The sequence below is a fragment of the Bacillus sp. FSL R5-0593 genome (assembly GCF_038603755.1).
Lineage (GTDB): Bacteria > Bacillota > Bacilli > Bacillales > Bacillaceae > Bacillus > Bacillus velezensis.
Genome location: NZ_CP152011.1, coordinates 1,492,409 through 1,503,405 on the forward strand (window position 1 = coordinate 1,492,409; position 10,997 = coordinate 1,503,405).

General features: G+C 44.8%; 10 protein-coding genes. 6 read left to right on the forward strand and 4 right to left on the reverse strand.

The genetic code is table 11. From position 1 onward, the window contains the following. From NYE36_RS07725 to ade, 3 genes are all read left to right on the forward strand, one after another. On the forward strand, positions 1 to 828 hold the full coding sequence (locus NYE36_RS07725) for a gamma-glutamylcyclotransferase family protein (RefSeq protein WP_015239773.1): 828 nt from the start codon (positions 1 to 3) through the stop codon (positions 826 to 828). Between the two features lie 40 nt (positions 829 to 868). Beyond that, positions 869 to 1,534, forward strand: coding sequence for a Ktr system potassium transporter KtrC (ktrC, locus tag NYE36_RS07730; RefSeq protein WP_003154554.1), 666 nt, complete (start codon positions 869 to 871; stop codon positions 1,532 to 1,534). 148 nt (positions 1,535 to 1,682) lie between these two features. After that, a complete protein-coding gene (gene ade, locus NYE36_RS07735; protein WP_094032406.1) occupies positions 1,683 to 3,416 on the forward strand; it encodes an adenine deaminase in 1,734 nt (577 codons plus the stop codon). Positions 3,417 to 3,448: 32 nt separating this feature from the next. Here ade and rnjA read toward each other — a convergent pair whose 3' ends face one another. Both rnjA and NYE36_RS07745 read right to left on the reverse strand, forming a co-directional pair. Further along, entirely contained in the window at positions 3,449 to 5,116 is a 1,668-nt protein-coding gene (gene rnjA, locus NYE36_RS07740) for a ribonuclease J1 (RefSeq protein ID WP_003154550.1), read from the reverse strand. A gap of 5 nt (positions 5,117 to 5,121) precedes the next feature. Further along, positions 5,122 to 5,331 (reverse strand): DNA-dependent RNA polymerase subunit epsilon, encoded by a 210-nt coding sequence (locus NYE36_RS07745; RefSeq protein ID WP_003154548.1) that lies wholly within the window; start codon positions 5,329 to 5,331, stop codon positions 5,122 to 5,124. Positions 5,332 to 5,685: 354 nt separating this feature from the next. Between NYE36_RS07745 and NYE36_RS07750 the strand changes: the two genes are divergently transcribed. After that, complete coding sequence (locus tag NYE36_RS07750) at positions 5,686 to 6,459, forward strand: Cof-type HAD-IIB family hydrolase (protein ID WP_061581544.1); 774 nt, start codon at positions 5,686 to 5,688, stop codon at positions 6,457 to 6,459. A gap of 34 nt (positions 6,460 to 6,493) precedes the next feature. Here the strand turns inward: NYE36_RS07750 and def are convergent, their stop codons facing one another. Then, positions 6,494 to 7,048, reverse strand: coding sequence for a peptide deformylase (gene def / locus NYE36_RS07755; protein WP_053573396.1), 555 nt, complete (start codon positions 7,046 to 7,048; stop codon positions 6,494 to 6,496). Positions 7,049 to 7,159: 111 nt separating this feature from the next. Continuing rightward, on the reverse strand, positions 7,160 to 7,339 hold the full coding sequence (locus tag NYE36_RS07760) for a YjcZ family sporulation protein (RefSeq protein WP_007409651.1): 180 nt from the start codon (positions 7,337 to 7,339) through the stop codon (positions 7,160 to 7,162). A 244-nt stretch (positions 7,340 to 7,583) separates the two neighbouring features. On the opposite strand from NYE36_RS07760, the gene NYE36_RS07765 reads away from it, so the two are divergent. Together NYE36_RS07765 and fabD are read left to right on the forward strand one after the other, a co-directional pair. Further along, positions 7,584 to 8,222 (forward strand): YkyA family protein, encoded by a 639-nt coding sequence (locus NYE36_RS07765; protein WP_032865273.1) that lies wholly within the window; start codon positions 7,584 to 7,586, stop codon positions 8,220 to 8,222. A gap of 456 nt (positions 8,223 to 8,678) precedes the next feature. Beyond that, positions 8,679 to 10,985 carry an ACP S-malonyltransferase gene (gene fabD, locus NYE36_RS07770; protein ID WP_144463976.1) on the forward strand — a complete coding sequence of 769 codons (2,307 nt, stop codon included), beginning with the start codon at positions 8,679 to 8,681 and terminating at the stop codon, positions 10,983 to 10,985. Positions 10,986 to 10,997: the final 12 nt, after the last annotated feature.

The following is a 10,997-nucleotide window of genomic DNA, read 5'->3' on the forward strand; positions in this document are numbered from 1 at the left end:
TTGCTTCTTTTTGTATACGGTTTGTTACGGAAGCGTGAAGAAAATCATGAACTGCTGAAAGGCGCTCCGTGTGTGTGCGAGCAGGCTGCGATAAACGGCGTGCTGTACGAAACGGATAAAGGTCAGCCTGCGGCGTCTTTAGCAGAAACAGCTTTTGTGTACGGGGAATTGTATGAAACAGATCATCAGATGATCCGTAAGCTGGATGCGTATTATGCTGATTTTGATCGAAAAGAGGTTGCCGTGACGACGGATGCCGGGAATAAAACCGCCTTCGCATATGTCGTAAAGCCCGACCAGTGTGCCTCATTCAGCCGTATCAAGAGCGGAGACTGGAAAGAATACCGTTTTATGAAACGGGAGGATGACAGTCCGGTTTATTATTTCGCATACGGCTCCTGTATGGACAATGCCCGGTTTAAACAGGCGGGGGTCGACCACTTTTTTGCCGAGCCGGTCGGAGGGGCGGTTGTTGAAGGGTATTCGACGAGATTCACATTAAGGCGTCCTGACGGTTCCAGAGCCGATCTTGTTGAAGACGGGGGACGAACTGAAGGCGTGCTGTACAAGCTCCCGTTTGAAGCGGCAACCTATCTGTACAAAAGAGAAGGTGTTGATAACCACACATACCGTCCCGCGTTCATAGAAGTGTGTGCCGGCGGCCGTGTATACAGAGGCGTCCTGACATTTCTCGTTCTTGATAAAGCTGAGGAAATTGCGCCTCCGGGTCACTATCAGGAAGAAATCGAACGCGGAGCGGATTTGTATTTATCGCCGGCCTTTTCAGAAAAGCTTAAACGCTATATGAACTCATTGCCGAAAATGTGATACTATTCCTATTAGAGATATTGTTTAAAGGAGTACTGTTATGAGAAAAGAGTTTGCCGTTATCGGTCTCGGACGCTTCGGCGGAAGTATTTGCAAAGCATTAAGTGAAGAAGGCCTTGAGGTCATGGCGATGGATATTGATGAAGATAAAGTAAATGAATACGCCAAAATCGCATCACACGCGGTCATCGGCGATTCAACCGATGAATCAGTGCTGAAAAACTTAGGGCTGCGCAACTTTGACCACGTCATTGTGGCAATCGGCGAAAATATACAGGCGAGCATTTTAACGACGCTGATCTTAAAGGAACTCGGCGTGAACACGATCACGGTTAAAGCGCAGAACGATTATCATGAGAAAGTGCTTGCGAAAATCGGGGCCGACCACATCGTCCACCCTGAACGTGACATGGCAAAACGCATCGCCCACAACATCGTATCAAATAATGTGCTTGATTATTTGGAGCTGTCCGACGAACACAGCATTGTGGAGATCGTGGCCAACAGCAGGCTTGCGGGCAACACACTGCTTGATCTGGACATCCGGGCGAAGTACGGCATTAATATCGTGGCCATCAAGAGAGAAAAAGAAGTGATCGTATCTCCGCTGGCGACTGAAATGATCCAAAAAGAAGATATTCTCATCGTTATCGGCTCTCTTACGGACATTTCCCGATTTGAAAAAAGAGTGCTTCACACAAAGTGAAAAGCCGTCCGTAAAAGGACGGTCTTTTATTATGTCAGAATAGAAAGACATTTATCATGTAAGCGGTATATTCTGCAATTTTTATTGACTATGATCAGGCGATCCGATAGCATATTGTACCATATAAAGAAAAAGAGGAGGCCTCATTTTGAACAAAGAAACACTGGCTGAACGGCTGAATGTATCAGCCGGCAGACAAAAAGCCGATACCGTCATTAAAAACGGAAAAATCATGGATGTATTTAACCAGGAATGGATTTCTGCAGATATCGCCATTACGGGCGGAGTGATCGTCGGGCTGGGCGAATATGAAGGGGAAGAAGTCATTGATGCAGAAGGTCAAATGATCGTTCCGGGATTTATTGACGGACATGTTCATATCGAGTCCTCTATGGTTACTCCGATTGAATTTGCTAAAGCCGTCCTCCCACACGGAGTGACTACTGTCATTACTGATCCTCACGAAATTGCGAACGTTTCCGGAGCAAAAGGCATTTCTTTTATGATAGAGCAGGCGAAAAAGGCGCCGCTGAACATCCGTTTCATGCTTCCTTCCTGTGTTCCCGCCGCTAGCTTTGAACGCTCAGGAGCCGTATTAAAAGCCGAGGATTTAAAGCCTTTTTATCAGGAGAAAGAGGTGCTCGGGCTTGCGGAAGTAATGGATTATGTATCTGTTGCGGAAGGTGAAGAGGATATGCTTCAGAAACTGCTTGATGCCAAGCGTCACGGAAAACGGATCGACGGGCATTTAGCCGGACTGTCTTCAGATATCATCAATATATACAGAACCGCAATGGTGTCAAATGATCATGAAGTGACGACAAAAGAAGAAGCGCTGGACAGAATCAGACGGGGAATGTACGTCATGCTGCGCGAAGGATCGGTGGCAAAAAATACGCTCAATGTGCTGCCGGCGGTGAATGAAAAAAACGCGCGGCGCTTTTTCTTTTGCACGGATGATAAGCATGTAGATGATCTGCTTTCAGAAGGAAGTGTGAACCACCAAGTCAAAATGGCGATAAAGGCGGGACTTGATCCATTCCTTGCGTATCAACTCGCCAGTTTAAATGCGGCTGAGTGCTACGGTCTTGAAACAAAAGGGGCGGTAGCGCCGGGTTTTGACGCAGATCTGCTGTTCATTTCAGATGTACGGGAGGCTGCCGTCACGAAGACCATGGTCGCCGGCCGGACCGTTGCCGAGAACGGACGCACGGTTTATGAACAGTCTGCCGGTTCCTATTCGCCGGACCAGGCGCTGTTGGATACAGTGCGGCTGAAAGCGCCGCTGACTGAATCGGATTTTCATATACCGATTCAAGAGGGCAAGAAAATGAATGTAATCGAAATGATACCGAATCATTTGGAGACGAGAAAAAAAGAAGTGCCTGCACCGTCTGCTGACGCGTTTTGTCCTGATACAGAAAATGATTTATTAAAAATCGCCGTCACAGAGCGGCACAGCGGCGAAAAAATGATAGGACTCGGGATTGTACAAGGGTTCGGGTTAAAAGAAGGCGCCATCGCCACAACCATTTCTCACGATTCCCATAATATCATCGCCGTCGGTACAAACGATGCCGATTTGGCAAAAGCAATCAACAAGCTCCGTGACACCGGAGGAGGATTAACAGCCGTGAAAAACGGAGAATTGCTTCACTCCGTTCCGCTTCCGATCGCCGGGCTTTTGTCTGATAAGTCGGCGGAATGGGTCAATGACAGCTTGGGCGTGCTTCATGAAAAGCTTCCTCTGCTCGGATTCACCGGTGATTTCAATCCGTTTCTCACATTATCGTTTTTAGCGCTTCCGGTGATTCCGGATATTAAAATGACAGCAGCCGGTCTGTTTGATGTCAAAGCCTTTCAGCATATTCCGCTGCAATAAAAAAACTGCACTCATTACGAGTGCAGTTTTTTTTAGACCTCCATAATGATCGGAAGGATCATCGGGCGGCGTTTTGTTTTTTCGTATAGGAACGGAGCAAGTGTATCGGTAATTTCGTTTTTAATTTCGGACCACTGCGTTGTTTTCCGATCCATAACTTTCTCCAAATGGTTCGAAATCAGCTGCTGCGCGTCATTGATCAAATCACCGGATTCTCTCATGTATACAAAACCTCTTGAGATTAAATCAGGCCCCGCCGAAACCTTAAAGTCATCCATATTGATGCTGACAACAACGATAACAAGGCCTTCTTCTGAAAGAATGCGGCGGTCGCGGAGCACGATATTGCCGATATCACCGATTCCGCTTCCGTCAATGTAAACGGAGCCGGACGGAATTTTGCCTGCCACAGCGGCTTCTTCGCCTTTGAGGGCCAGCACTTCGCCATTATCCATGATAAAGCAGTTTTCTTCAGGTATGCCGCAATCAGTCGCGAGTTTGACGTGCATTTTCTGCATTCTGTACTCACCGTGAATCGGCATAAAGAACTTCGGTTTGATCAGGCGGAGCATTAATTTCTGCTCTTCCTGTCCGCCGTGTCCGGATGTATGAATGTCATTCAATGAACCGTGAATGACTTCTGCGCCCGCACGGTACAGCTGGTTGATGGTGCGGCTTACGCTGATTGTGTTTCCGGGAATCGGAGAGGAAGAAAAGACGACCGTATCTCCGGGATTAATGGAAATCTGCCGGTGCGTCCCGTTAGCGATGCGTGATAACGCCGCCATCGGTTCACCTTGGCTTCCCGTACATAAAATCGTTACCTTATTGGCAGGCATACGATTGATTTCGTTATGCTCAATAAACGTATTTTTAGGACAGGTAATGTAACCGAGATTTTGTCCGATTTCAATAGCCGATTCCATACTGCGTCCGAATACAGCAACTTTTCTGCCGTTTAAAACGGCTGCTTCAATCACCTGCTGAAGACGGTGTATATTCGAAGCGAATGTCGCAAATATAATTCTGCCGTCCACTTTTCGGAAAATATCGTGAATGCTTTCGCCTACGCGGCGTTCTGACATGGTGAAATCAGGAACCTCACTGTTTGTACTGTCAGAAAGCAGGCACAGAACGCCTTCTTTCCCGATTTCAGCCATCTTTGTCAAGTTTGCCGGTTCGCCTACCGGTGTGAAATCGAACTTAAAGTCCCCGGTATGTACGATATTGCCCGGCGGTGTTTTGACGACGATTCCGTATGAATCCGGAATGCTGTGTGTCGTTCTGAAGAAGGATACTGACGTCTTGCGGAACTTCACGATGTCGTCTTCACCGATGATGTTTAATTTGGTCTGTCTTAACAGCCCGTGCTCTTCAAGTTTATTCCGAAGTAAGCCGATCGCGAGTTTACCGCCGTAAACGGGAATATTTACTTGTCTGAGCAGGTACGGAATACCGCCGATATGGTCTTCGTGACCGTGGGTGATAAACAGACCTTTAATTTTATCTTCATTTTTTACTAAATACGTGTAATCGGGGATTACGTAATCAATGCCGAGAAGTTCATCTTCCGGGAACTTGATTCCCGCATCAATCAGTACAATTTCATCCTGAAACTGCACCCCGTACGTATTTTTCCCGATCTCGCCCAATCCGCCGAGGGCGAAAACGGCAGTCTGGTCATTTTTTACAAATTTCATTCCGCTCATAACTCCAATACTTTAAAATTTTCGCTCTGCTTCTCATATTCTAAAAAAGCACCGTCCACAGGCTGAACAAATTCAATGTTGTATTTCTGATCTTTCAGTTTCGTTCTGACGTCCCGTTCTGAAACGCCCTCAATGTAAAGTGAATCTGTTTTTTCCCGAACAGGTACTTCGTCAGCCTTCTCTTGATAAAATACCTTATAAATCATCCAAATCTCTCCTTAAATGCCGTATGTTAGACTCGCTTATTCTATTATATTCGAAAACGGATTATAAGGAAAGTCTCGAGCAAAAAAGGGACTTTCAAAAAACGAAAGATCCCTTCTACGCGATGACTTTTTTCCGGAGCATTCCGCCCCACTGTCTTCTGAGTTTCTTCCGTAATCGGCGCAGCATCGTATACCTCCTTTAAAGCCCTTTATAGCAGTAGTATGCGGAAAAAATGAATTTGTTTTCGTGGGTAAAACTGGAATTTCATCAAGGCGGTTTTCCGGAAGAAAAACTTTCTGTATGATGATATTGAAAAAGACACGACTGATAAACGGGAAAAAGGAGAAATTGACATGAATCCAAAACTGATCTTTTTTGATATTGACGGCACGATCTATGACCATGATAAACATATTCCCGATAGCGCAAGAAACGCCGTGAAGGCGCTTAAAGAGGCTGGCCATCACGTTTTTATCGCCAGCGGAAGGTCCCCGTTTATGGTAAAACCGATTCTGGAAGAGCTTGAGATTGAATCATTTATTTCATACAACGGCCAGTATGTCGTATTTGAAGGTGAGGTCATTTATAAAAATCCGCTTCCTGAAGATGCGGTTGCGCGTTTATTAAAGCAGGCGGCAGAAGGGGAGCACCCCGTCGTATTTATGGCGGAAGACACGATGAAAACGACCGTCCCCGGACATCCGCACGTCTCGGAAGGAATCGGCAGTCTGAAAGCGCCTTATCCCGAAGTTGATGAAACATTTTATAAAGGAAAAGAAATTTATCAGCTGCTTTTATTCTGCCGCGGACATGAAGAAAAAGCATATGCCGCTTTTCCGGAGTTTGATTACGTCCGCTGGCATGAATTGTCAACGGATGTGCTTCCGAAAGGCGGTTCAAAAGCGGAAGGCATTAAAAGAGTGCTTGAGCGGCTTCCGTACGGCGTAAGTGACACTTATGCATTCGGCGACGGACTAAATGATCTTGAGATGATCCGTTTTGTCGGCACCGGGGTGGCGATGGGAAATGCGGTTCCGGAATTAAAAGCTGCCGCCGATTTCGTCACAAAGCCGGTGGATGAGGAAGGAATCAGCTGGGCCGTCAAAGAACTGGGCCTTTTGAAATAAAGAAAACCGGCACTTTGGGAAGTGCCGGTTATTTTTAACGGTCAATGGCAATGGCGTTTTCAGGTTCTTTGAACGGATTTTCTTTATCAATATGGTCGTAAAACATCACGCCGTTCAGATGATCGATTTCGTGCTGAAACACGATGGCCGGAAAACCTTTGAGGCGGATGTCAATCTGTTCTCCTTCAAGCGTCACCGCCTTTACGCGGATGCGGGCGTAGCGCGGCACATAGCCGGGAATGGGTTCGTCTACCGACAGGCAGCCTTCTCCGCTCGTCAAGTAGCTTTTTTCCACTGAGTGGCTGACGATCTTAGGGTTAAAAAGAGCATAGCTGTATAAAGTGCCTTTCGCATCTTCTGCATGGACGGCGATCATCCGTTTTTTTACGTCTGTTTGGGGAGCGGCAAGACCGACGCCCGGACGAAGCTTGTATTTCTCGGCTAATTCAGGATTTTGGCTGTTTTTCACAAACTCAATCATATCAGCAAGATGCTGTTTTTCTTCGTCAGAAGCGGGAAGCTGTACCTCTTCAGCGATCTCTCTGAGCACGGGATGTCCGTCTCGTACAATATTTTCCATAGTAATCAAGAAACTTCACTCCTAAAGCTTAATATGTAAATTATAGCGAATTTCTTTATCGCGGCGCAATGAAACAATTGGCCGGCCATAGCAGGCCGGCCGATGTCATGGTGTATAATGTCAGCAGCCGCAGCCTAAATAAGCGGCACCGACGATGATTAATAAGATAAACAATACGACGATTAATGCGAATGTGCGGCCGTATCCGCCGCCGCAGCCGTAACCGTAACCGCCGCCATAACCATATCCGCCGCCGCAACAACCGCCGCCAAATCCGCCGCCAAATCCATATCCGTACATAAAAAAACCTCCTCTTTTAATTACGCTGACCCTCTGTCAGCAGGGCCGGCGTCTACTATAAACTATGTAAAAGCCAAAAAGATGTATGGTCATCCGCCCTGTTTTCTCAATTTTTTACGCAAGTATTCTTTGAAAGCACCGTAAGCGTCTTTACACGGTCATGCCAATTACAGCTCAGCTATTGTCAAAAAGCGTTCGGGCTTCTATAGTGGAAATTGTCAAGATTGGGGGATTTTAAGTGAATATGATTCAAAAAAAGGTATTAGCAGGAATCGGAGCGCTCGGCGCCGCAAGTATGCTTCTTGCCGGCTGCGGGGGAAAAGATCCGGTTGAATCGCTTCATGACTCGATGGAAAAAGCCGTTCAAGCGGAAAAACCGTTTCAAAAAGAGCAGAAAACATTAGAAAAATTGGAGAAAAAAGAGCATAAGCTATACGACAGCGCGGTTAAACTGAATATGGATGATTACCAGAAAATTGTCACACTGTCTGATCAGGCTCTGAGCAATGCAAATCAGCGAAAAAAACATCTGAAAGCAGAAAAAGACAGTATTGATGATTCAAAAAAAGCGTTTGAATCCGCAAAAAAAACTTCTCAAGAAATAAAGGATAAGAAAGTAAAAGAAAAAGCCGGGCATGCTGTCGCTTTAATGGAGAAAAGGTATGCATCTTATGATCTTTTGTACAAAAAGTACGAAAAAGCCATTTCACTTGATAAGGACCTTTATAAACTGATTAAAGATAAAAAGCTCACATTAGCGCAGCTGGAAGAGCAAATCAGCAAAGTAAACTCAGTTTACGAAAAGGTGCATAAACAAGCAGATGAGTTCAATCAATTTACTAAAGACTACAACAAAGAGAAAGAACTATTATTCCGCAAATAGTATAGTGAAGGCATATCGGCATGGGCTGATGAACTGATAACAACCGAGTTCAGCCGCCTGTAAAAAGGCGGCTGAAGAATTGGTATATACGTGTGTTTCCCATTGACAACAAGTAAATCATGGTATAGTATTTATTTAGGGAAATATTCACATAAAACCAATCGTTGTTTCGGCACGTTGGAATGTTTTTATTATATTGATATATATAAAACAGAATGAAAATGCGATTTTAATTATCAGAAAATTCTATCTATTTATATTTACGGCGATATGATATTTGTACATGCTTTTTGCTTTTAAACCTTTATCCGGCATAAAGGTTTTTTTATTTTTCTTAGTAATGCTTATTAAGTAAGGGTGCTGAGAGTAAACGACAATTTTAAAATTGAAGTGAAAAACGTTAATCAAAATCGGAACGAAAAGAAACGGCAGAAATACGGAACAGGAGGAAAACAAATGCTTGCTTACGTCTTTCCCGGACAGGGAGCGCAGTTTAAAGGAATGGGCAGAGACTTATTCGATGAATTCAGTGAGCTCATTAAAAAGGCAGATCATATTTTAGGATACTCCATAAAGGATTTATGCCTTTCAGATGAAAAAGAAAGGCTGACTGATACGAAGTATACACAGCCTGCAATTTATACAGTGAGCGCACTGCAATATTTAAAGGGTTTAAAAGAAGGTCATACACGCCCTGATGCTGTTGCAGGACATAGTCTGGGTGAATATACTGCGCTTTTTGCGGCCGGCGTTTTTAATTTTGAAACAGGTCTCCGGCTGGTTGCTAAAAGAGGCGAGTTAATGAGTGAGGCTTCCGAGGGCGGAATGGCTGCCGTGATCGGACTGGATGAGCATCACATAAAAAAAATACTTCAAAAGTATGAACTCGGCCAGATAGATATCGCCAATTACAATACATCTTCACAAATTGTGATAGCAGGGGCTGCAGAAGAGATAAAGCGGGCAGCCTCTTTTTTTGAAAAAGAAGGGGCGAAAGCTTATATCGTATTGCAAGTCGGCGGAGCTTTTCATTCTCGTTTCATGGAAAGTGCACAGCGTGAATTTGCGGAATTTATCGAGGAGTTTCATTTTTCTGAATTGAATTTCCCGGTCATTTCTAACTATACGGCAAGACCTTATAAACAAGAAGATATCAAACGGAATTTAATTGAACAAATAACAAACTCGGTAAAATGGACTGAAAGCATTAGGTATCTAATGGGACAAGGCGTCACTCTGTTTGAAGAGATCGGTCCTGGAAACATTCTGACTAAATTAATTCAAACCATACAAAGAGATGAGGAACCGCTTACTATCAGTGCGCCGGAAGACAGTCTCTTTTTTTCTGAAGGGAACAAGGACAATTCGGAAAGCGGGAAAGAGCATAGCCTCTTGGCCGAAAATATAGAGAGCGGTGCAGCTTCACCGGTGTCCCGATTGGGTGATCAATCTTTCAAAGAAGATTACGGTTTGACATACGCGTATTTGGCAGGTGCGATGCATAGGGGGATTTCTTCCGCTGAAATGCTGATCCGCCTCGGGAAGAAAGGAATGCTGGGGTTCTTTGGGACAGCGGGTTTACCTATAAGGGAAATTGAACAGGCCCTTATTTCTATTAAGAAGACACTCAAAAATGGCCAGCCCTACGGAATGAATCTGCGATTTGAGCCGGATCATCAAGATAGAGAAAAGGAATTGATAGATTTATATATCAAGCATGACGTACGAGTAATAGAAGCGTCTTCGTATTTTTCCGTCAGCGCACCATTAATTTATTACAAAGCGCATCAGTTGAAGATAGACAAAAGCGGCAGGGTCATACCTCATAATCGGATCATTGCCAAAGTTTCACGGCCGGAAGTTGCGGCCGCATTTCTGAGTCCGCCTCCTCCAAGTATCGTAAAGAGAATGTGTCAGCACGGTATGCTGACGGAAGAGCAGGCGGAGTGGCTCAGCCGTATTCCGGCAGCAGACGATATCATTATTGAAGCAGATTGCGGAAGTAATACTGAACAGGGCTCATTGACAGCGATGCTGCCGTTTTTTGTTAACCTGCGGGATGAAATGATGGAAACACACAAATACGCAAGGAAGATAAGGATCGGGGCTGCGGGAGGAATCGGGACTCCCGAGTCTGCCGCGTCTGCTTTTTTAATGGGCGCTGATTTTATTATGACGGGATCCATTAATCAATGTACAGTTGAAGCCGAAACAAGCGGTTTTGTTAAAGAAATGCTGAGTGAGACAGGAATATGCGATACTGCTTATGCGCCTTCGGAGACTCTGTTTGAGTTCGGAACAAAGGTGCAGGTGCTGAAAAAGGGCACGCTGTTTCCGGTCAGGGCAAATAAATTATTTCAAATCTACCTACAATATGAGTCTTTGAGTGAGATAGATGAAAAGACAAAGATTCAGCTCGAAAACGATTATTTTAACAAGACTGTTGATGAAATCTACGAAAGCTTAATAGAAAAACAGCCGAACCTGGCCCAAAAAGCTGAGCGCAATCAAAAATATAAGATGCTGTTACTATTTAAGTGGTATTTGCAGAGAGGATGTCTGCTTGCTTTGGAAGGGCAGGAAGAACAAAAGGTGAATTTCCAAGTTCATTGCGGCCCGTCTTTAGGCGCTTTTAATCATTGGGTAAAGGGCACGGATTTGGAATCATGGAGAAACAGACATGTCGATGACATTGGTGAAAAATTGATGAATGAGACCGAAAGTCTGCTAAGGCGCAGATTGAATACGTTATTTCTACACTAAAGAAGGAGCGGG

Coding starts and splice junctions, on each gene's coding strand:
- fabD (WP_144463976.1), top strand. CDS start 8,679: ATGCTTGCTTACGTCTTTCCCGGACAGGGAGCGCAGTTTAAAGGAATG.
- NYE36_RS07765 (WP_032865273.1), top strand. CDS start 7,584: ATGATTCAAAAAAAGGTATTAGCAGGAATCGGAGCGCTCGGCGCCGCA.
- rnjA (WP_003154550.1), bottom strand. CDS start 5,116: ATGAAATTTGTAAAAAATGACCAGACTGCCGTTTTCGCCCTCGGCGGA.
- ktrC (WP_003154554.1), top strand. CDS start 869: ATGAGAAAAGAGTTTGCCGTTATCGGTCTCGGACGCTTCGGCGGAAGT.
- NYE36_RS07760 (WP_007409651.1), bottom strand. CDS start 7,339: ATGTACGGATATGGATTTGGCGGCGGATTTGGCGGCGGTTGTTGCGGC.
- NYE36_RS07745 (WP_003154548.1), bottom strand. CDS start 5,331: ATGATTTATAAGGTATTTTATCAAGAGAAGGCTGACGAAGTACCTGTT.
- NYE36_RS07750 (WP_061581544.1), top strand. CDS start 5,686: ATGAATCCAAAACTGATCTTTTTTGATATTGACGGCACGATCTATGAC.